This window comes from Anabaena azotica SJ-1 (assembly GCF_047275885.1).
Lineage (GTDB): Bacteria > Cyanobacteriota > Cyanobacteriia > Cyanobacteriales > Nostocaceae > Trichormus_B > Trichormus_B azotica_A.
In genome coordinates, this window is record NZ_CP178454.1 from 4384842 (window position 1) to 4406906 (window position 22065).

At 40.5% G+C, this 22065-nt stretch carries 20 protein-coding genes and 1 tRNA gene; 12 read left to right on the top strand and 9 right to left on the bottom strand.

Features of this window, described 5'->3' with window-relative positions:
• The first annotated feature begins 158 nt into the window (after positions 1 to 158).
• Both ACLLO5_RS19190 and psb35 read left to right on the top strand, forming a co-directional pair.
• Positions 159 to 2450, top strand: a complete 2292-nt coding sequence (locus ACLLO5_RS19190; protein WP_413176135.1) for a transglycosylase domain-containing protein — start codon at positions 159 to 161, stop codon at positions 2448 to 2450.
• Between the two features lie 341 nt (positions 2451 to 2791).
• Positions 2792 to 2989 carry a photosystem II assembly protein Psb35 gene (gene psb35, locus ACLLO5_RS19195; protein ID WP_413172082.1) on the top strand — a complete coding sequence of 66 codons (198 nt, stop codon included), beginning with the start codon at positions 2792 to 2794 and terminating at the stop codon, positions 2987 to 2989.
• Between the two features lie 138 nt (positions 2990 to 3127).
• Here psb35 and ACLLO5_RS19200 read toward each other — a convergent pair whose 3' ends face one another.
• Together ACLLO5_RS19200 and ACLLO5_RS19205 are read right to left on the bottom strand one after the other, a co-directional pair.
• Positions 3128 to 3550, bottom strand: a complete 423-nt coding sequence (locus ACLLO5_RS19200) for a TerB family tellurite resistance protein (protein WP_413172083.1) — start codon at positions 3548 to 3550, stop codon at positions 3128 to 3130.
• Between the two features lie 57 nt (positions 3551 to 3607).
• A complete protein-coding gene (locus tag ACLLO5_RS19205; RefSeq protein ID WP_413172084.1) occupies positions 3608 to 4948 on the bottom strand; it encodes a 16S rRNA (cytosine(967)-C(5))-methyltransferase in 1341 nt (446 codons plus the stop codon).
• Positions 4949 to 5218: 270 nt separating this feature from the next.
• On the opposite strand from ACLLO5_RS19205, the gene ACLLO5_RS19210 reads away from it, so the two are divergent.
• The 4 genes from ACLLO5_RS19210 (at position 5219) to ACLLO5_RS19225 (ending at position 9375) form a co-directional block, all read left to right on the top strand.
• The gene (locus tag ACLLO5_RS19210; protein ID WP_413172085.1) at positions 5219 to 5614 is read left to right on the top strand and encodes a hypothetical protein; all 396 of its coding nucleotides are present in this window, start codon (positions 5219 to 5221) and stop codon (positions 5612 to 5614) included.
• 7 nt (positions 5615 to 5621) lie between these two features.
• Positions 5622 to 7445, top strand: a complete 1824-nt coding sequence (locus tag ACLLO5_RS19215) for an SUMF1/EgtB/PvdO family nonheme iron enzyme (protein ID WP_413172086.1) — start codon at positions 5622 to 5624, stop codon at positions 7443 to 7445.
• Positions 7446 to 8283: 838 nt separating this feature from the next.
• Positions 8284 to 9108 (top strand): DUF2887 domain-containing protein, encoded by an 825-nt coding sequence (locus ACLLO5_RS19220; RefSeq protein WP_413172087.1) that lies wholly within the window; start codon positions 8284 to 8286, stop codon positions 9106 to 9108.
• 3 nt (positions 9109 to 9111) lie between these two features.
• On the top strand, positions 9112 to 9375 hold the full coding sequence (locus ACLLO5_RS19225; RefSeq protein WP_413172089.1) for a DUF4351 domain-containing protein: 264 nt from the start codon (positions 9112 to 9114) through the stop codon (positions 9373 to 9375).
• A 165-nt stretch (positions 9376 to 9540) separates the two neighbouring features.
• Here ACLLO5_RS19225 and ACLLO5_RS19230 read toward each other — a convergent pair whose 3' ends face one another.
• The gene (locus tag ACLLO5_RS19230; protein WP_413172090.1) at positions 9541 to 10989 is read right to left on the bottom strand and encodes a glycoside hydrolase 100 family protein; all 1449 of its coding nucleotides are present in this window, start codon (positions 10987 to 10989) and stop codon (positions 9541 to 9543) included.
• 699 nt (positions 10990 to 11688) lie between these two features.
• Positions 11689 to 11761 (bottom strand) — tRNA-Ile (locus ACLLO5_RS19235).
• Between the two features lie 431 nt (positions 11762 to 12192).
• Here ACLLO5_RS19235 and ACLLO5_RS19240 point away from each other — a divergent pair.
• Together ACLLO5_RS19240 and ACLLO5_RS19245 are read left to right on the top strand one after the other, a co-directional pair.
• On the top strand, positions 12193 to 12894 hold the full coding sequence (locus ACLLO5_RS19240) for a hypothetical protein (protein WP_413172091.1): 702 nt from the start codon (positions 12193 to 12195) through the stop codon (positions 12892 to 12894).
• A 54-nt stretch (positions 12895 to 12948) separates the two neighbouring features.
• Complete coding sequence (locus ACLLO5_RS19245; RefSeq protein ID WP_413172092.1) at positions 12949 to 14307, top strand: hemolysin family protein; 1359 nt, start codon at positions 12949 to 12951, stop codon at positions 14305 to 14307.
• A gap of 72 nt (positions 14308 to 14379) precedes the next feature.
• Here the strand turns inward: ACLLO5_RS19245 and queC are convergent, their stop codons facing one another.
• On the bottom strand, positions 14380 to 15054 hold the full coding sequence (gene queC, locus ACLLO5_RS19250; RefSeq protein ID WP_413172093.1) for a 7-cyano-7-deazaguanine synthase QueC: 675 nt from the start codon (positions 15052 to 15054) through the stop codon (positions 14380 to 14382).
• Positions 15055 to 15574: 520 nt separating this feature from the next.
• Here queC and ACLLO5_RS19255 point away from each other — a divergent pair.
• The 4 genes from ACLLO5_RS19255 to ACLLO5_RS19270 all read left to right on the top strand — a co-directional run bounded on the left by ACLLO5_RS19255 (position 15575) and on the right by ACLLO5_RS19270 (position 19315).
• A complete protein-coding gene (locus tag ACLLO5_RS19255; RefSeq protein ID WP_413172094.1) occupies positions 15575 to 16657 on the top strand; it encodes a Gfo/Idh/MocA family oxidoreductase in 1083 nt (360 codons plus the stop codon).
• A 163-nt stretch (positions 16658 to 16820) separates the two neighbouring features.
• Positions 16821 to 17444 (top strand): DedA family protein, encoded by a 624-nt coding sequence (locus tag ACLLO5_RS19260; protein WP_413172095.1) that lies wholly within the window; start codon positions 16821 to 16823, stop codon positions 17442 to 17444.
• A 234-nt stretch (positions 17445 to 17678) separates the two neighbouring features.
• Entirely contained in the window at positions 17679 to 18818 is a 1140-nt protein-coding gene (locus ACLLO5_RS19265; protein WP_413172096.1) for a ParM/StbA family protein, read from the top strand.
• Between the two features lie 8 nt (positions 18819 to 18826).
• On the top strand, positions 18827 to 19315 hold the full coding sequence (locus ACLLO5_RS19270) for a plasmid segregation centromere-binding protein ParR (RefSeq protein WP_413172097.1): 489 nt from the start codon (positions 18827 to 18829) through the stop codon (positions 19313 to 19315).
• Between the two features lie 97 nt (positions 19316 to 19412).
• On the opposite strand, the gene ACLLO5_RS19275 is transcribed toward ACLLO5_RS19270, so the two are convergent.
• The 4 genes from ACLLO5_RS19275 to ACLLO5_RS19290 form a co-directional block, all read right to left on the bottom strand.
• Positions 19413 to 19997, bottom strand: coding sequence for a CPBP family intramembrane glutamic endopeptidase (locus tag ACLLO5_RS19275; protein WP_413172098.1), 585 nt, complete (start codon positions 19995 to 19997; stop codon positions 19413 to 19415).
• A gap of 6 nt (positions 19998 to 20003) precedes the next feature.
• Positions 20004 to 21101: a DUF3326 domain-containing protein gene (locus tag ACLLO5_RS19280; RefSeq protein WP_413172099.1), complete on the bottom strand. Its 1098-nt coding sequence runs from the start codon at positions 21099 to 21101 to the stop codon at positions 20004 to 20006.
• Positions 21102 to 21148: 47 nt separating this feature from the next.
• The gene (locus tag ACLLO5_RS19285; protein ID WP_413172100.1) at positions 21149 to 21331 is read right to left on the bottom strand and encodes a hypothetical protein; all 183 of its coding nucleotides are present in this window, start codon (positions 21329 to 21331) and stop codon (positions 21149 to 21151) included.
• A gap of 150 nt (positions 21332 to 21481) precedes the next feature.
• Positions 21482 to 21799 (bottom strand): 2Fe-2S iron-sulfur cluster-binding protein, encoded by a 318-nt coding sequence (locus ACLLO5_RS19290; protein WP_413172101.1) that lies wholly within the window; start codon positions 21797 to 21799, stop codon positions 21482 to 21484.
• Positions 21800 to 22065 lie beyond the last annotated feature (266 nt).

The following is a 22065-nucleotide window of genomic DNA, read 5'->3' on the forward strand; positions in this document are numbered from 1 at the left end:
ATTGCACCAACCTGGCGTTTTTACAAGGCAGTTAGGTGGCTATATCTTGAGAGAAAAATTAATAAATCTTAAGTAACTCTGATGAGGAGAAACCGCTCTTGCCTCTTGGGAATCATCAAAAAAACGAGGAATCCACACATGAAAACTTACTACCGACAATGCTGGTAAAGGCGAAGCATTTACTGAGCCAGATGTCGAGTTTATCATCTGGGATGGTTGCCAGAATTGGTAGGAGCGATAAACCTTTTTATCGTCGGGTTTGGTTTTGGACAAGCTTGGGTTTAGGTGGTGGGATCATTGCTGTTAGTTATGGTATTGGTGTCATAGATAGTTCTTTGCCAGATAAATCTGAACTCAATGCAGTTGTGCGGGAGCAAACACTAACTATTAAAGCTGGTGATGGTACTGTTCTCCAGCAGCAAGGAGAAGCGACGAGAGAACAGCTAAAGCTAGAAAAAATTCCCAATGACTTCAAGAAAGCTTTTATCGCTTCAGAAGACCGAAGATTTCTACAACACGGTGGTGTGGATACTCAGGGTATTCTTAGAGCCGTTGTGAATAATTTGCGATCGCAAAATGTGGTCGAAGGTGGTAGTACCATCACCCAACAGGTAGCACGAATCCTTTTCCTTACCCAAGAACGGACAATCTGGCGCAAACTCAAAGAAGTTCGTTTGGCTCAGAAAATGGAGCAAGAACTCACCAAAGACGAGATTTTAGAGAGATATTTGAATCTGGTTTATCTGGGTTCCGGTGCTTATGGTGTGGGAGATGCAGCCTGGGTTTACTTTAGTAAATCAGTGGATCAACTCACCTTATCAGAAATGGCCACCATCGCTGGACTCGCTCCTGCACCTAATGTTTACGCCCCAGACAAAAATCCAGAAGCAGCCCTAGAAAGGCGCAATCTGGTGCTACAAAGGATGCAAGAAGACGGAGTAATTACACCAGCAGAAAGACAAGTTGCATCCCAAGAACCACTCACAGTTAAAAGCAATTTACCCAGACGCTTTCAAGTCGAGTTTCCTTACTTTACTACCTACGTTCAACAAGAATTACCAAAATATGTTTCGCCTGATGTGTTAGCAGCAGGAGGGTTAGTGGTAGAAACCAGCTTAAACCCAACTTGGCAAAAGGCGGCAGAAGCAGCAGTTGCTAAAACTCTCAAAAATCAAGGCAGATGGGAAAATTTTAAAGAAGCAGCTTTAGTATCCATCGATCCTCGTAATGGTGAAATCCAAGCTATGGTTGGTGGTGAAGATTTTAGCAAAAATCAGTTTAATCGCGTCACTCAAGCACAGCGCCAACCAGGCTCGACATTTAAGGGATTTGTCTATGCTACAGCGATCGCCACAGGAAAGAGTCCTTATGACAGCTATCTAGATGCACCATTAGTAGTAGATGGTTATGAACCAAAGAACTACAGTGAAAAATTCTATGGCTATATGACTATGAGAGATGCTCTCACCCGTTCTATTAACACAATCGCAGTGAGAATATTAATAGATGTGGGATATGAGCCAATCATTAAATTAGCCAAAGATATGGGCATTAAATCAGAACTTAAGCCTACCTATTCTTTAGCTCTTGGTTCCAATGAAGTCAATCTCCTAGAATTAACCAGTGCTTACGGTTCATTTGCCACACAAGGCTTACATACAGAAGTACACGGTATTCGTCGTATCCTCAACCGTCAAGGTCAAGTAATCTGGTCTGCTAATTTTCAACCCAAACGAGCTTTAGATGCTGATAGCACAGCCATTATGACCTGGATGCTACGCAACGTAGTCAATAACGGAACTGGTGGTGCAGCCCAATTAAATGATAGACAGGTAGCAGGAAAAACCGGGACATCAGATGAATCCCGTGATTTGTGGTTTATTGGCTATATTCCCCAAGTAGTCACAGGCGTTTGGCTAGGTAATGATAACAATCGCCCGACTTATGGTAGCAGTAGTAGCGCCGCTTATACCTGGCATGAATTTATGGAAAAAGCGATCGCAGGAATGCCAGTTGAAAAGTTTCCTGAACGACCTAAATTAGAAAATCGCAAAGGTACAATCAAAGCCCAGCCTATCAAACCAAACAAAATTGTCAATCGTTCTGTTTCTGTTGATAATGATCAAAAATCAGATGAAGATAATACCAGAAATGATGATTCATCCAGAAGACGCAGACGCAGAAGAACTAATAGTGAAGTAGAGCAGCAATCAGACTACACCCCAAGACGCAGAAGACGATATAAACAACAACAAGAAGATACAACCCCCCGAAGACGGCGCAAAGATGAAGGCTCAAGTAGTAGCTCTTCTTCTGGACGGCGCAACCAAGGTCAAGAATCTAACTCTTCAGGTTCTTCCTCTGGTAGAAGTAATAGTCCTGCCAATTCTTCCCCATCTCAACCTTCTTGGCGCGAGCGACTAAAACCAGGTTCTTCTTCATCCGAGTAATTAGGCGTGGGAGCAGAGGAGCAGGGGCGCAGGGGAGCAGAGGAGCAGAGGAGCAGGGGAGCAGGGGAGCAGGGGAGCAGGGGAGCAGAGGAGAAATATTTTCTTCCTCTCCTTACTTAATTCTTCTGACTCCTGACTCCTGACTCCTGACTCCTGACTCCTGATAGCGCAGCGTGGCGTTAGCCATACTCCTGAACTTCTGCCTTCTGACTCCTGCCTCCTGCCTCCTTACTCCTTTTTCCCTCTCCTAGATCAAGTATTTCCAACTGATGAGAGATGTAGGTGACAAGCTCGTTTTATACTTTGTAAAGAAGTGTAAAATAAAGTCGGAGAATATACTCGTGCAATTATTACTAGAAACAGCAGCGCCAGTCGCCGCAGGCCCACATTTTCCATTAGCTTTTACATTGGTGTATGTAGTTGGTTTTATTGCTGCTGTCACCATCGGTTCAATAGCTTGGTACAACTCAAAACGTCCACCCGGTTGGGAAAGCAAAGATCGCCCTGACTTTGTACCCAAGGTTGATAAAGAGTCATAGGAGTTTAGGAGTCAGGAGTTCAGGAGGAAGAAGAAAGAAGAAAGAAGAAGAAAGAAGGAAAAAGAAGTAATTAATCTTTCTCCTCTGCTCCCCTGCTCCCCCGCTCCCCTGCTCCTTTGCTCCCCATCTCCCCATTACCTAATTCTGCACATCAACCCAACGACGGTACAGTTTTTGAATTTGTTTAAGCAAGGTTACATGACCAGGTTGGGTTGATTCATGAGATTTGCTCAACTCCTCCAATGTAGTCAGCAATCTTGCTTCTTCAATTGCTACTTCACCATCACTGTAAATTAAGCCACTAATAGCTTCTATTAAATTTTCGTAATCTTCCAGACTTGGGCGATCGCCTAAATAGTCCTTCACCCATTCATAACATTGATTTGGCTTTACTGGTACTAATTCATATAACCAAGGCTTAATCTCTGGATCATTAGCCAAGCCTTTAGCCTGAGCTATTTCCCGCAAATATTGCCGTTCCTCCGGCTGGATTCTACCATCAATCCAAGCGGCTCCGATCAGAATTTTAACTAAGTTTTTTACATGGGAATGATTAACCATTACCGCCTCCTCTAGTAGATTCGGGCTTTCATCAAATGGTACAATCCCTAGCAGTATTCACTCGGAATCCTTGGTTTTTCTTAAGCGCACCATGAAAAAACCATCCATATCCCGTTGATGAGGCCAGACTTTTAACCACCCTGGGGAAGTAAAATTACCTAAATCAATGCTGGGAGGCTCAATTTGCCAATGGGGATTTGCAGCTAAAAATTCCGAAATTACTTCTTCATTTTCCGCTGGATGTAATGTACAAGTCGCATAAACTAAAACCCCTCCAGTCTTGACAAAATTAGCAGTATGTGATAATAGCTCTTTTTGCAATTGGGAAAGTTCTTGTACAGAAGCCGGTGTTTGTCGCCAACGTGCATCGGCGTGACGGTGCATAGTTCCTAAACCAGAACAAGGAGCATCTAATAATACACAGTCAGCAATGTTGTAAAATTGGGTCAAATTGCGGCTATCCCCTGTACAGATTTCAATAGATTGCAAATTTAAACGTTGGGCGTTTTCCTTGAGTTTACGTAAGCGGGAAGCAGTTTTATCACACGCCCAAATTTTGCCTTTGTCTCCCATTAACTCAGCAATATGAGTTGTTTTTCCACCAGGTGCCGCACAAACATCAATCACCACATTACCAGGTTTAGGGTCAAGCAAATGACCAACTAATTGGGCGCTACTATCTTGAACAGTCCACCAACCCTCAGCGAAACCAGGTAAATTTTGAATTGCACCATTATTACCAATTAATCGTAAAGCTTGGGGTAAATGGGGAATACGCTTAACTAAAACACCAGCAGACTCAAAAGCTAATTCTACTTGTTCTAAGGAACTTTTAAGAATATTTACTCTTAAATCAATAGTTGGAGTTTTATTCATCCACGCACAGAGTTTTTCTGTTTCCTCCAAACCCAATTGTTTTAACCAAACTTCAATTATCCAATCAGGAAAACTGTGTAAAATTCCCAATCTTTCTACAGGATTTTCTGGTAATTTTAACGGTTCAGATGATGTTTCTACAAGACGTAGATATTGACGTAATAAACCATTAACAAAACCAGTTAAACCAGAAAAACCATTTGCTTTTGCTAATTCAACAGTAGTATTAACAGCAGCAGAAGCGGGAATTTTTTCTTGATAGCGCAGTTGATAAAAACCGATATGTAAAATTGTGCGGAGTTCTGGCGGTTGTTGGTGTGATTTTTTAGTAGCAAATTGGTCAATGATAGCGTCTAGAGTGCGTTGTCTTCTCACACTACCATAAACTAATTCTGTCATTAACCGACGGTCATTGTCGGGTAATTTATACTTTTGTAATACACGGTCGAGGGCGACATCAGCGTAAGCCCCTTTGTGTACTTCTTTGAGGGCGATAAAAGCTACTTGACGGGAATTAGTCATGGAAGGTAATGAGAATTTGACTCAGAGTAGCCATTATACCTGTAGGGGCGAAGCATTCGGGTGATAATCTATCGCTTAGATCATTGATATTCTGTCCGAATGCTTCGCCCTTATGATTAATAAATCGGTGTTCTAAGAACCAAATAACGAAATTATTCACATAATATATTTTGAATGTTCCTGTTTTAATTCTGTACATCCTTAAATCCTGGACATCCTGATTCTGACAATATATGCGAAAATACTCAAAGCAGGTGTTGAGAATGTAACATGATAGACAAAAATTGGCAAGACGAAGAACTATGGATTGTCACCGCAAGTAGTTCTGATAATGGTTCAAAAGAAGGGATGAAAGCTGTCACACCCAATAGAAATCCTTACGGTAGTCCTACAGTTACTGATGAAGAAATCAAAGAAAATCGTGTCAAAGCAGGAAAATTAGCCACGCAAATGTCGCAATTTGTGGGTGTAGTCAGTCATTTATTTAACCATGTCCAGAAACAGGTTCAACCCCAAGCAGGTATTCAATTAGATGAAATCACCCTCACCGTAGAAATTAGTAGTGAAGGTGAAATTAAATTGATGGGTACGGGTGTAAAAGCTGCTGGTAAAGGCGCAATTGAGCTAAAATTTAAGCGTTCATCGCCCCAAATCCCTGAAAATTGATTACAAGATGGCAAAAAATTGCGCTTTTGTTATTGGTATCAATAAATATAATCGAATTCAGCCCCTCAACTATGCGAAAACTGATGCAGAAAAGATGCGGGGTTATTTCTTGCATAAATTGGGTGTAGACCCAAATGATCTATATTTTTTCTCTGATGATTCGCCACCTGATAGTCATGGAGTTGATACTATACCAACTTACGGTAATCTAATTTCATTTTTAGGCGATCGCTTTGCAGAACCTTTTTTAAATCCTGGAGACACCCTCTGGTTTTACTTTAGCGGTCATGGAATACCCCACGAAGGACGAGATTATTTATTACCTATAGATGGAAATCCTCGCACTGTTCCCAATTTAGCCATCCCCATCACCTACATTACAGAACGCTTGCGGCGGAGTGGTGCGGATAACATAGTCTTATTTATTGATGCTTGTCGCAGCACTGGGCAAAGAAATGCAGGTTTGGGAATTGGTGAAGAAAAACAGCAAGGTGTAATTACTTTCTATTCTTGTAGTCCCAGTCAAGTTTCCTACGAAATTGAGGAAATTCAACAAGGTGCATTTACCCACGTTTTACTCAATGGTTTGCAAATTCAAGGTGAAAGCAACTGTGCAACAGTTGAACGTTTGTATAACTATTTGCGCCATCAAGTTCCCCAATTGACCCTAAAGCATAAAAATTATATACAGACACCCTATGCAGCCATAGAACCCGCTACAAAACTGCATTATATTTTACTGCCCAAATCTGCTAACGACAGAGATATTAGCGCCCTCAGAGAAGATGCTTTTCATGCAGAAATTGAAGGAAATTTCGATTTAGCTTTTCAATTATGGGTGCGTGTGAATGTGGCCGCAGGTGGACAAGATATGAAAGCCATTACAGCCTTTCAGCGTTTAGCAAACAAGCAATCTCAAAGTCAACAAGAACAGCGTCGAGAAGCAGAAGCACAGGGACAGAAAATAGCAGCAGCAAAAACTCGTGAATTGACTGTAGATTTAGGTCAAGGCATAACCCTGGAACTGGTGCGTGTACCAGCAGGGAAATTTACTATGGGAATGCCACCAGAAGAACGTCAAATAGCCCTAGAAAATGCTCTGAAATATAACGTCAAACGTGAGGATGTTGAACGATGGTTAGACTGGTCTACCCCGCAGCATGAGGTGTATCTGCAAGAGTTTTTAATGGGTAAATATGCCATTACCAATGCCCAATGGTACGCCGTCATGAAAACTAAGCCATCTGAGAAATATGACAAGAAATTTCAAGGCGATAAACAGCCTGTAGTTGGCGTTTCCTGGCATGAAGCACGGGCATTTTGTGAAAAGCTATCTGAGCAAACAAAGCGGGCTGTCAGATTGCCCACAGAAGCAGAATGGGAATATGCCTGTCGTGCTGGTACAACCACGCCCTTTGCCTTTGGGAAGACCATTACAACTGATCAAGTTAACTATGATGGCAATTATCCTTATGGTGATGCTCCAAAGGGCAAATATCGAGAATGTACTGTGAATGTGGATAGTTTTTTCACCCCCAACGCCTGGGGTTTATATCAAATGCACGGTAATGTCTGGGAATGGTGTTTAGATGAATTTCATGATAGTTATAGTGAAAAACCAGCGCATTTAAAAAACAATGGTAATGAACCTTGGGGAGAATTAAATGTAAGTAAAGAAGATAATCGTGCTTATATATGTCGAGGCGGTTCTTGGTACACCGATGCTTTCTATTGCCGTTCGGCGCTTCGTGGCAGGAGCTTCGCGCACGTTCAGTCTGATGATCTCGGTTTTCGTGTTGTGTTCGGGTCTTGTTCGCCAGGACTTTCTTAGCCCTCTGCCCTCTTGCCCTTTTGCCCTCTGCCCTTCTTTCCTTTACCCTTCCCCTCGCCGTCAGGCGATAAAATTTTTTTTGAATTTAGTAGGGTGCGTCAGATATCCAAATGTTTATTTTTACCGAAGTTATCATTTCTGACCCACCCCACAATCAAGACTTGTAAACAATATCGCTGATTAATATTTCAACACTGTAAAATTAACAGTGGCTATCCTTGTTTATAAGTCTTAGAACTTATGGCACATAGCTTGGGGTTGAGTTATTAAACGAGGCGGTTCTTGGTACAACAATGCTATCAATTGCCGTTCGGCGAATCGTAACAGGAACAACGCGCACGATCAGAATAATGATCTCGGTTTTCGTGTTGTGTTCGGGTCTTGCTCGCCAGCACTCTCTACAGTCAGAATTGGTAAAAGGGATTTTATCGAGCGTACACCAGAGAGTCCAGACTCAAACCCAGTGATGTGGGTGACTATATCCGAATATAAAACCGAGCCAGTTAGCTTGGTAGGGAAACCGAAGACTTAACTGGCTCAATTAATTATATTATTTTATTAGGACTTACGCAAAACAGAACGAAAGTAGGGGTAATTCATGAATTACCCCTACGCAAGAATAAGGCTTTCAATTATATCTTGCGTAAGTCCTATTTATATTATTTTTAAATTTAACCTTATGTTTTTTTCAATTTAAGCCCTGGTGATTAGAAATCACGGCTACACAAACAAAGTCCACCTACGTGGACTAGGAAAAAATAAATAAATCCAACCCACCTGCGTGGGTTTTGCCTGTATAGATGCGGTTTCTAGCCGCCGATTTACTATTAATAAAAATATGCACACAGATACAATATTCTATCAAATCTTTCTCACCTTCCACACCCTTTTATTTGAATTGTTGGGACAACCCACAGAAAATGCAGAAGGCTATAATTTCACATCTGTAGAAGTCAAAGAAAAAGCCTTTCGATTTGATGGTATTTTCATGCCAGATAGTTTAGAAAAACCCATCTATTTCGTCGAAGTGCAATTTCAACCCAAACCTGATTTTTATTGGGAATTAATTACAGAAATCAACATTTATCTCAATCAATATAAACCCCCGCAAGATTGGCAAGCGGTAGCTTTGTTTGCAAAAAGAAGTCTGGATGTAGAAGTAGTAACAACTTACCAGCAAGAATTAATTAACAATGGTCGCATCAAACGCATTTATTTAGATGAAATTCCATCAGGTTCAATTGGTATGGGGTTAATTGAATTAATTGTCAGTAAAGAAACCCAAGCACCAGCATTAGTTCAAAAATTGATGCAAAGAACAAAAACAGAGATTACCAACAACAGAGAAAGACAAGGTATTATAGAGTTGTTAGAGACTGTTTTGTTGTCCAAGTTCTCACAATTAAGCCGTCAGGAGATTGAAGCGATGTTTTTAGTCAGTGATATTAAGCAAACAAGGGTATATCAAGAAGCAAAGCAGGAAGGTGAGACAAACTTACTAGTACGTCTGTTATCCAAGCGATTTGGTAAATTGAGCGATAATTACATCGAAAATATCAAAAAACTGACCATAGAACAACTAGAAGACCTGGGAGAAGCGTTGCTAGATTTTGTGGATATTACTGACCTAGAACAATGGCTCAAATCCCACATAGAATTATAGAAAATGCACACAGACCTGATATTTTTAGTGAATGGTATCAAGCAAACCAGGGTATATCAAGAAGCAAAGGAGGAAGGTAGACAAGAATGGGAGACAAACTTACTGGTGCGTCTGTTATCCAAGCGATTTGGAAAATTGAGCAGTAATTACATCGAAAATATCAACAACCTGACCATAGAACAACTAGAAGACCTGGGGGAAGCATTATTTGATTTTGTGGACATTAACGACCTGGAACAATGGTTAAAATCTCATACGAAATCATAGATTATGTACACAAATACTATATTTTCTATGAAATTAATCACAGACATAAACATTAATATCAATCAATATCAACCTCAACAACATTGGCAAAATCAGCCTGATAGCTTCCCGTAGGATGAATTATTTGCAGCCATCCCACCCTACGGGTTTCACATAAAATTAGGTTTAAAGATTCATATAAGAATCTAAACTACCAACTTCAAATTCACAAGCTCTAGAAATTGTTTCTGGGGATAATTTACCAAAACTAACTAATGGTAAATAATCAGGATTATCTATTAGTTCTTGTGCTAATAAATATCCGGCAATTGTCCAGGTTTGATATTTCCTAGCTTGTTTACCAATTAATCTGCCTTTTTTACCATCGTAATATTCTGGCCATTCATCTTCACTCAGTTTAGCTTTAGCTATTTCAATAGCTTTTTCTGCTAAATGTGGTTTCTTGGTTTTCACTGCTGCTGCTGCTAACATCCACATTAAAACAGGCCAGCTACCAGCATTATGATATGACCAAGGTATGTTTTTCGGATCACATCCTGTGACAACTCTATATTCTTCACCTTGTAAGGCAGGATAACAGATTTTCATGGGCATATCTGCTACTAAGTCTTCCCAGCGTTTTTCAATTAGATTCATAATTGCTTGGGACTGTTCTTCAGTAGACAAATCAGAAATCACAGCCATCAAGTTACCGAGAGTAAAGAAACGAGTATCTAATTGTGATGGTCCGACATTTCCAGCAAAATAGCCACCTTTTTTGGGTAGCCATTTGTCTAAGTCATAATAAGGTAAAGAATCTGCATAAATATTGAAAAGATTGATAGCAGTTTTTCCGTATTCTTCACCTTTAAAACGATAAATTGCATTCAGACGAGTAATATCTATCCAATAATGCTGACGAATATGACCACATAATAAAGGTAAGCGGTTATCAATTGCCTCCACAATATCTTGATTACCTTGACAAATTAGTAGTTCTCTGGCTGCACGTAAAGCCGCAAAAAATAGAACTTGAATTTCTAGAGGATGTCCATAAATTCCCATGCGTCTATCAATCATACACGCGCCATCAGGAACTAATAGCGTTGGGTACATATCAAAACGATTCGCCAAACAGATATCCATTATTAACCTAATTCCTGTTTGGAATTCAGGTTGATAAGCCAGAGAATTATCATTTGTAGCGACTACATAAGCACGTAATAAAATCAGCCACCATAAACAAGAATCAACTGGTGTAACTCTGGCGATCGCGTGTTCACCAAAATCAGCTTCTAAGTGTTCTTCTCCATTGATAGATACAACTTTAAAGCTGGCTGGAATTAAACCTCTACCAGGTTTATAGGCATCTAAAGCCTTTTCTTTAGGCTGTAACTTTAATGTTTCTTCTAGGAAATTCCTAACAATATCTGTTCTTCCTTTAATTAGAAAAATCAGTGCAGAAGAGACAAAATCTCTAATAAAACACTGGTCATAATTCAAAGCTTCTACAGATGGATCATAAGCTGCTAAAGTTCCAATGGGGCGACCTTTATAATAAAGGATCGAATTTTCTAATGCTTGCCATGCTTCTTTCTCTAAATTTCCAGTTGCGCTTAATTCATTTAGTTGCATCGCCAGAATAACTCCATTTAGATAGTAAATTGGTGGTAGATGCGCCTTTATTTATTATTTGCCTTTGCTATTCTCACGATGACAAGGCTGATTATCGGAATAGCAAATATAAACTATGGACAGAAATACTCAAACATTAACAGTTATAACTGTTGCATAGTAGCAAATTAATTGATGATTAATTAGCCTTTTATTAATTATCTTCGGTTGAATAACAGTTATCTGGTGATTCACAACCAGAGATAAAAATTGACCTCAATCCAGTTAAAGAAGGACACATTTTTCAATCCTGCATAGTCCCATGATAAAGCTTGGGACTTTACTAAACAAAAACGCATCCCTATTACTGTTTGAGGTTTGTGTGAAGTTTAGACCCGTTGAAGTATATTTAATTGAGTAGGATTGACTGTTTGAAACTGCAAGTTAAATTATTCCCCTATAAATTAACAATTTATAACGTTTTTTCGCAATATGCAATATAGATGCTTAAAAAAGTTAGAATGTCAATGTTTCTTAAAAAATCTGTATATTTTAACTCAATTATCAAATAAGAGAATAAATCACTAGCTTGTTACAGCAGTTTTCATGTATTTAGAGCAAACCTGGAATTAATAAATTTCTTCCTTTGGGTCTTTGCTCGAAACACAATTCATACTTAAATTATGCAACGCCTGTGATTATATTTACTTTGTATTTAAGTGCGCCCTGCTGGAATCGAACCAGCCTGAAGACGAATTATGAGTTCGTTGCCTCCCCAATCGGCCAAAGGCGCTTGTTGTGCTAGATTTTAGTTTTGTCTACTTAAGCCTAAATGCTAACTCTTTGTTATTATTTGAGCTTGAGTCAATGATTTTTGACTTTTAGACAAATGCACGTCTATAAGTATAGCATGATTTTATAACCGTGGCAAAATTAAAATAATTTAATTAGGTTCTAGAATCTGACTGAAAACAGGGTGGGGTGTATGGGGAGATGTGGTAGGGGAGAATTACAGCAGAAGTCAGGAGTCAGGAGTCAGGAGTGAAACTGGCTTTGTGTATAGGTTTCAATTTTGATGCTGTACCTCATTGATCTGCAATCTGCTGTAATGTATTACTTCCATACTCCTGATAGCGTAGCTGGGCGTAAGCCATACGTCTTCTATTTTCTGCCTTGTTAAGACTTGTAAATAAAATATTGTTAGTTTGTTATGGCTTGTCAACGATGAAAATAAATTCCACTGTAGTTTTGACCTTGATTTTGTTGACCCTAATGATGGGAGCGGGTTCTGTAAGCGCATTTTTAGGGTTTTCGATGGGAAGTTCTGCTCTCAAGGGTGTCACCTCACCAGATGGTCGTCCTGCAAGTAAATTTGCCAGCAGTAAGACTAATAGCTCTCAGGGTGGAGGAGGAATCACCTTATTAAAGGAAGAGGATATTCTCAAAACTGTCAAATCGCGGATGGATGATAAGAAAAATGATAATAAGACCAAAAAACTGGAGGAAGATGAAGAAATAAAAACCCAGAAGCCTAAAACTGAGGATAAGCCCGAAGAAGTGACGGAAGAAAAACTGCAACCTGGATTTCCGGTTGTGGCTGAGAGTGAGGGGGTAACGCTGTCTGTGCAATCGGCTCGCTACTCTGGTGGTGATTTATTACTAAAAGTGAAAATGCAAAACCAAGGCTCTGATTCTGTGCGGTTTTTATATAGTTTTTTAGATGTCACAGATGATAAAGGTAGAACTTTGAGCGCCATTACAGAAGGTTTACCGGCTGAATTACCTGGAAAGAGTGCGCCATTTACGGGTACAGTGAGCATTCCTACTGCTTTACTTGATGATGTGGGTAACATCTCCCTGGCGCTAACGGATTATCCTGCTCAAAAACTGAAATTACAGGTGTCTGATATTCCTGTGGAAAAATAGAAATGCTATTGTTAGCGTTTTAGTATCGGCGTAAGTTTTACACGAGCGTTAGTGGTGAGTGGTTTTCCTCAGTTAATTTGGACAGATGTGGGGTTACGATTGTTATCAGTGCTATTGCTGATTGCAATTAATGCCTTTTTTGTCACGGCGGAATTTTCAATGGTGACGGTGCGGCGCACTCGAATTCATCAGCTGGTTCAGGCTGGTGATATTCCGGCGATCGCAGTGGAAATGTTACAACGTAGTATTGACAGGTTACTATCTACGGCTCAATTAGGTATTACCCTATCTAGTTTGGCACTAGGTTGGATTGGAGAAAGTACAATTGTTGGGTTGATGGAAGCATGGTTAAAATCCTGGCCTGTACCCATCAGTTTAAGCAATGTTTTAGCGCATTCTCTCTCAGTTCCGATTACCTTTTTTTTAATTGCTTATTTACAAATTGTTTTAGGAGAATTATTTCCTAAATCAGTGGCTATGCTGTATTCAGAAAAACTGGCCAGGTTTTTGGGTCCTTCTGTCAAAGCCATAGTTCGTTTTTTCAGTCCCGTGATTTGGATTCTCAACCAATCTACACGCTACTTGTTACGATTATTTGGCATTGAATACACTGGTCAAAGCTGGCGACCTCCTGTAACTCCGGAAGAATTACAATTAATCATCTCTACAGAACGAGAATCTACCGGTTTAGAGTTATCAGAGCGAGAATTACTGAATAATGTTTTTGAATTTGGGGATATAACCGCCGAAGATGTGATGATTCCCCGTACTAGCATTATCGCTTTACCAGAAGATGCTAGTTTTCACACCTTACTACAAGAAATGATCTTAACAGGCCATTCCCGTTATCCCATTATTGGTGAATCTTTAGACGATATTCGCGGTATTGTTTATTTTCAAGATTTAGCACAACCTTTAGCTACTGGAAAACTGAATTTAGAAATACAAATTCAACCTTGGATGCGTTCTCCTCGCTTTGTTCCAGAACAAACTCTTTTGAGTGAACTTTTGCCAATGATGCAGCAAGAAAAACCAGCCATGGTGATTGTGGTAAATGAATTTGGCGGTACTGTGGGATTAGTGACTATTCAAGATGTAATTGCAGAAATTATTGGTAATGCTGGTGAACCAGGAATTAGTGATGACTTGCTAATTCAAATGTTAGATAAGCAAACATTTTTAGTCCAAGCACAAGTGAATCTGGAAGAACTCAATGAGGTTTTACATCTCAATTTACCGCTGACGCGAGAATATCAAACATTAGGAGGCTTTGTACTCTATCAGTGGCAAAAAATCCCCGCTAAAGGCGAAATATTCCACTATGATAATCTTGAATTTACTGTAGTTTCAGTTATTGGACCACGCTTACACCAAATTCAAATTAGAAGATTGTTAGATGAATTTTCAGGTTAAATTTTTTAGCGATCGCATTTCGGGAATAATATAATTTGGCAGCGATCGCTCAAGACAATGAATTATGATCAGCTACAAATAATCTACAGGATCTACCAATCCCAACTCAGCAAAAGCCGCTAACCGCAACCGACAAGAATCACACACACCACAAGCTTGATCACCACCAGCATAACAAGACCAAGTTAATTCCCAAGGAACTCCCAACTGATTACCAAGTTGGATAATTTCGGTTTTCTTCAAATTAACCAATGGTGCAACAATTTTTATTGGTTGTCCTTCACGTCCTTGTTTGGTTCCCAAGCGGAAAACTTCTTGCATTGCTTGGATATAATCGGGACGACAATCTGGATAACCAGAGTAATCTAAAGCATTAACGCCTATATAAACCCTTTCAGCGGCGATCGCCTCAGCATAGCCCAAAGCAAAACTTAAAAAGATAGTATTCCGGGCAGGTACATAAGTGACAGGAATATTTTGTGACATTTCATCTAAAGAGCGTTCTTGAGGTAGAGCGATCGCATCATCAGTCAACGCAGAACCACCCCATAGCCGTAAATCAAAATTGACTACCTGATGTTGAACCACCCCCACAGATTTCCCCACAAGCACAGCTGAATGCAACTCTCGGCGGTGTCGCTGCTGATAATCAAAAGAAATAGCATAACACTCACAACCATCAGCCCTTGCTTGGTACAGAACCGTAGAAGAATCCAATCCCCCAGACAACAAAATAACAGCTTTCATCACTCAAAATCACCCTAAAAAATCACTAACACCAATTTCACCCAAAAGGTGAGACAATCAACAAAATGCAACAAACAGAAAATTAAATTCAAAATGAGAACAATAATCTACCGTATCTATGGCAACATTTTTACAGACAATCTTGCTGAAAATTACTGTAGTTAATAATTTTACTGGAATTTAAATGTATTCAATCTAACAGTGCGAAAATAAAGTAGATATTTCGGTAATTAATTGCTCAACTGCAACCTGAGAACTTTCACTTAGGTTTAACAGAAGTTGTAAAGTCAACAAAACAACACATTGTCTTTTGTGTCAATTACAAAAAATGCGGCAATTAATAACTATCTATCTAAAACATAGCCAGATAGTGGGAACTGAACACAAACTTTGAAATTCTTCATAAATAGAACCACTATGTTACCATCTGGATGGTTTTAGACGGATCGCACTTGGCACTTCAGTATAAAGGCCAACGACCGTAGCGGCTTTAAATTTGGTGGTTGAGGAGAAAATAATAGTGCAAAATAGCATGTCAGTGGCAGAACCAAATCTATATTCACAGCGCAACCAGCCACGATCAATCCGCATAGGCGTGATTGGGGTCGGTAACATGGGACAACATCACACCCGCGTACTGAGTTCAATGAAAGATGTTGAATTAGTAGGCGTTTCAGACATTAACGTAGAGCGCGGCTTAGAAACCGCAAGCAAATACAAGGTACGTTTTTTTGAAGACTACTGCGACCTACTACCCCATGTAGATGCAGTTTGTGTTGCCGTACCCACCCGCTTACATTATGCCGTGGGCATTAACTGCCTGTTGGCGGGAATTCATGTTTTGATTGAAAAACCGATCGCTGCAAGTATTTCTGAAGCAGAATCTCTCGTCAACGCAGCTGCCGAATCCCAATGTATTTTGCAAGTAGGTCACATTGAGCGTTTTAATCCAGCATTTAAAGAACTCAGTCAAGTCCTGAAAACGGAAGAATTACTAGCCCTAGAAGCTCATCGCATGAGTCCTTATTCAGCTAGGGCTAATGACGTTTCCGTAGTGCTGGATTTAATGATCCATGACATTGACCTACTTCTCGAATTAGCTGGTTCTCCCGTGGTGAAATTGACAGCTAACGGCACTCGTTCCCTAGACTCTGGTTATTTAGATTACGTGACTGCCACTTTAGGCTTTGCCAACGGTATTGTCGCTACTCTCACCGCCAGTAAAGTCACTCACCGCAAAATCCGCCGCATTGTTGCCCATTGCAAAAACTCATTCACGGAAGCCGATTTCCTCAAGAATGAAATTTTGATTCATCGCCAAACTAATACCAACCCTCTCAACGACCATCGACAAGTCCTTTACAGACAAGATGGTTTAATAGAAAAAGTCTATACTAGTAACGTTCAACCTCTCAGTGCAGAATTAGAGCATTTTGTCAACTGCGTGCATGGTGGCAATCAGCCTTCAGTGGGTGGTGAACAAGCCCTCAAAGCTCTGAGATTAGCCAGCTTAATCGAGCAGATGGCTTTGGAAGAACGGGTTTGGAATCCATTAGACTGGCAATCCGAATCAAGAGTACAATCATTAACGCCAACAGTCTAGAAGATGGGGTAGGTGATAGGTGACAGGTGACAGGTGACAGGTGACAGGTGACAGGTAGAAAGTTGATTTTCCCCATCTCCCTCATCTCCCCCATCTCCCCCATCTCCCTCATCTCCCCCATCTCCCCCATCTCCCCCATCTCCCCTATTCCCTATTCCCCAATATGCTCGAATGGATAACTAGCACAATCAACTCCCTGGGATATGTGGGAATCGCTATGTTGATGTTCCTAGAGAATCTTTTTCCCCCCATACCTTCTGAATTGATCATGCCACTGGCAGGATTTACAGCCAGTCCGTATCAACCAGGAGGGGCAAAGCTAAATATATTAGGCGTATTTTTGTCAGGACTTGTAGGTTCTGTACTGGGCGCACTAATTTGGTACTATCCAGGTAAGTTTTTAGAAGAAAGACGCTTGAAAGCTTTGGCTAACAAGTACGGTAAGTGGCTGACTATATCGAGCGAAGATATTGATAAGGCTAAAGGCTGGTTTAATAGACAAGGTAGCAAAGCAGTATTAATTGGTCGCCTTGTGCCGGGAATTCGTACCTTAATCTCCATTCCCGCAGGTATGAGTAATATGCCCTTGCCTTCCTTTTTATTTTACACAACCCTGGGCAGTGCAGCCTGGGTCGCCTTGTTAACATTTTCAGGATACTGGTTGGGTAGTCAGTATGAACTTGTGGACAAGTACCTGGCCCCTGTATCTAAAATAGTGTTGGGGGGTTTAGTGTTAGTATTCTTTTTTTGGGTACTCAAGCGCCAACGCCAACGAACTCGCAGATGAATTTCGTCCTCTGTCGGTTTGAAGGATAGGAGTAAGTTAACAGTTAAATCATAGAGTATGTGAAAATTTGGTCTGGGCTATTAAGCCAAAATAATGCTAAATTTTCAATCGCCTACAATAATTTTTGACGTATTTCTAGCTACACTTGACCCAACTGAAAATTTTTCTGACCTTGCATTTTTGTAAGATGGGCATGATAACTTTTTACAGTTAAGTCACCACATAGGAGCTTTTATGACAGATCAACCCCCCGTAGCTAACCCAATGAATGCCGCAGCTATCCCTATGAATCGAGTAGCTGCAACCCCTATAAACAACAATGTTAATAAGCCAGTCAGTGTTTCGGGGAAAAACATTCTCAGTGTAGATTTAGGTAGAACCTCTACCAAAACTTGTGTCAACCGCGAACCGGCTAATGTTGCTTTCATTCCTGCCAATGTTAAGCAAATGTCAATAGAACAAATACGCGGTGGTGTGTTTGAATCTAAAGCTACAGATCCTTTGATGGATTTGTGGATGGAATATCAAGGTAACGGATATGCTGTGGGTCAACTGGCAGCAGATTTTGGTGCTAATTTAGGAGTAGGACAATCTAAGGTAGAAGATGCACTAGCTAAAGTTCTGGCTGCGGCTGGTTACTTTAAGCTCAAAGATGAAATTTCTGTCATCGTTGGTTTGCCTTTCCTTTCTCTAGAGCAATTTGAACGGGAAAAAGCGCAACTGATGAGTTTGATCAGTGGTCCCCATGTGATGAATTTCCGTGGTGAAAATGTACCCTTAAACGTCACTAAAGTTTGGGTAATGCCAGAAGGCTATGGTAGCTTGCTGTGGTGTGAAACCCAACCAAATAAAGGGGCTTCGATGCCTGATTTGACAAAGGTATCAGTGGGTATAGTCGATATTGGACATCAAACCATTGACTTGTTGATGGTGGATAACTTCCGCTTTGCTAGAGGTGCTTCTAAGAGTGAAGACTTCGGTATGAGCAAGTTTTATGAAATGGTAGCTAAGGAAATAGAAGGTGCTGATAGCCAATCTTTAGCACTGATTTCTGCTGTCAACAAGCCCAAAGGCGATCGCTTTTATCGTCCCAAAGGTGCCAGCAAACCCGCTAACCTAGACGATTTTCTCCCTAACCTCACAGAGCAGTTCTCACGGGAAATTTGCTCGATCGTGTTAGCCTGGTTACCAGAGCGTGTAACTGATGTAATCATCACAGGTGGTGGTGGCGAGTTCTTCTGGGAAGATGTACAACGTCTGCTCAAAGAAGCCAAAATTAATGCCCATTTGGCGGCACCCTCACGCCAAGCTAACGCTTTAGGGCAGTATATCTATGGAGAGGCGCAATTATCTGCTGTTCGCGCTGCTAGGTAATAAAACTGATGTTCCAATGGTCAAAAAAGGTAGTTAAATCCGTCACTTTTAATCCAGAAATTGCTGATGAGAGTTTGTTAGCACAGGTGGAAAGCTACTTGGAGGCACAGCCCGAAAAGACTTTCAGCGACCTCTGTAAAGAAGCTCTTTGGCAAGCTTTATGTGTACCGGACTCTGTACGACCTTCTCCGAATACAGCAGCACTGCCGATAGAACAACAAGTCGGTGAATTGCAACGTCAATTAGCTGGCCTTGAGGAACGTTTTTTTGCTAAGGAATCCCATCGTTTGCAGACAATGGAAAACCAGATCGTGCAGCTTAGTCAACAAGTAGCACAACTGGCAATTATCGTTAGTCAAGGAGGATCTACTCAGCCTCTCACTTCATCAGTACCAATAGTAGAAGTGATTAATAATTCGGGTTCTACTCCTGATCCCACTCCCCAAGAGGTTGACCCTGTAATTAGTCGTCTGAGTCAGTATCTTGATGATTTCTAAGGAACAAGCAAGTTTGTAAGCGTTTTTACAAAAGAGAGTGAGACGGATAAAAATTACACCTGGAAATTGTGAAAAATTTCCAGGTGTAATATTTTTTTTAGCTGGATTGACGCATTTTCCACAAAGAGCTAGATAGCAAATTCGTGAGGATGTGAGCGACAATTGGAACTAATAAGTTACCGCTTAATAGGGCGCTATATGCAAAAATAATGCCAATAATAGTTGCCCAAATCACATAAGGCCATTGTTCAGAACCGCTGAGGTGTAAAACACCAAAACAAAGACTGGAGACAATGACCGCTACATGATCAGCACCTAAAGCGGGTAGCATGACACCGCGAAATAATAATTCTTCACTTAACCCCGGTAACAATCCCAGCCAAATTAAGTCTGGCAAAGCTAAAGGCTTGAGTACAAGTTCTAGGTAATAGTCTGCACTTTTACGATAAGGAGCAGAAAAGCGATAAGCTAAACCGCTTAAAATAGTAATAATTAAACCCAACCCCACGCCCAAAAATAAATCTCTGGGATACCAATACAACTTAAATAAGGAAATATTGCTAAAGCGTAACCACAGCTTGGCGACTATCCACAAAAGAATAGCTGTTGCGCCCATAGCTACAAGCACTTGGGTACGGGTAAGATAGGGAATTTCTGGTTTTTGTTTTTGTTGTTCAACCACAGGCGTTTAGATAATGGGGACTGGGGACTGGGGACTGGGGACTGGGGACTGGGTCTTCCCTATTCCTTCTTCTCTGACTAATGACCAAGGACTAATACCTGCTTTGTGAGCGACTAGGATACCTACAGCTTCTAAATATGAGTTTACCTGTATAGATTTGATTCCCAAAGCTGGGGCAGAGACTTGTATCAAAGTTTTATTTTCTGCCACTGTAATTATTTGGCATTGGTTCTGGCTTAAATTCAGCAATGCGCTACCACCACAAGCATTTGCCGGTACTATAACAGCATCAACTTGATCAGCCCAAGTATCTGCCTGTAAAGAATTGATAACTTCTCTTTTGGTGATAAATTGGGGAGCGTGACTTAAGCCGACAAGGACACAAGGTAAAAAAGTATAACCTAATTCTTCGGCAGCGGAACGGGGTGATAAATCAGGATCTGGGGATGCTGGAGCAAGGGCTGGTGCATGGGCGCATGGAATTTGAAAAGTGCGGACTAATAAATGACTAATTACGGCTTCTGCACCTGCTAGTGGATCTACGCCTTGACCATGGCGATAGTTTTGGGCTGCTTCTTCATCTATATTATCGGGAAAACGGGTAACAACTGCGATCGCTTCTGCTTTCTCTTTTTTAATCAATATCTCCGCTGCCCTTAATAAGCTGTCTGGGTTGCCTATTGTTCCCCAACTTGTGCCAGAAGCAGAAATGCGTAATTCTACGTCCAAGGGCGAATCTGTAATTACATGATTTGTAATATTTAATCCTAGTGTTGCTCTGGCTGCATCTGCGGCTTGCAGGTGTCGCAGCATTAATTCCGGTTCAATCCCCTGGTCTAAAAGCAAACCTACTCTATTACTATGGACAGGACGTAAACCCCAGCATCCAGCAGCGAATTGATCAAGTCCATAACCTTCAACATAGGAAGCGTTGGGAAGATTCCAATATAAACTTGCACCATTTAAGACATTGGGATGAGTAATCAAGCGATCGCACACCTGTGATATAACTCTAGCTACTGGTAATGCATCTCCCGCATATCCCCCAATAGCAGCCCCAATGCCAGTAGGAATAATTAAAACCGCTGTATATGGTCGGTGCATGATTATTTAGGTAAGACGATGATCAATCGCTACAATCATATAATTTCTTACCGATTACTACCTGTAGTCACCACAGCTTCAACAGTTGCTTTTTCCTGTTCTTTATCCACCGCAGTAATAGCCCAGCGCAGGGGTTCACCTTGTTTTTTCAATTCTACTTCAATAGCTTTCTGCAACTCTGTAGGAGTTTCTTGCAAGTTGATTTCGGCAGTAATAAAATGAGTAGTCATGATGGTAAAACCTATGTCTTTGTGATTTCCAGGATACAACTATATATTGGTGATTGGTCAAAAATTTTAGATCGTAGATTTTAGATTGAAGTTAATTTAAATACAATCCAAAATCCCAAATCCAAAATTAAATTCCCATTCCCCAATTTACTATTCTTTACCAAATTGCTTTTGATAAACTATATCTTCCTTTTCTGTCTCAATTTTTAAATTAGAAAGAGGTTTAGAGACACAAAGCAGTGCATAACCTTCTTTTTGCAAGTCTAGACCTACACCCATACCCTCAGATTGATCTACCATTCCTTCAGTTATTAAAGCAGCACAAGTTGTACAAACCCCAGCATGACAAGAAGCTGGCATTTCTAAACCAGCTGCTTCTGCAACAGCTAAGATGGTTTCATTTTCTGGAACTTGCAAATTATAAATTTTGCCTTGGTGGTTAATTTCAACGGCGTAAGTTGTAGACATATATCACAGCAGAGTCAACGGACAAATAGGTCATTATATCTGATAATATATAGGCATGGCTAACTTTTGCAATGCCAAAAACAGATTTTCTGATTTTTATGCTGGCATAATGTACAGTAAATATTTGTTACATTTTATGACTGCATTTAATTCTTACATACAGAATAATAATCCATTCTAAAATTTATAAGTACATTGCTATACACCAATATAGTAATCTAAGTTCATTTTAATGCTTCACGAAGTGCTGCTTAGTAAATCGAGAA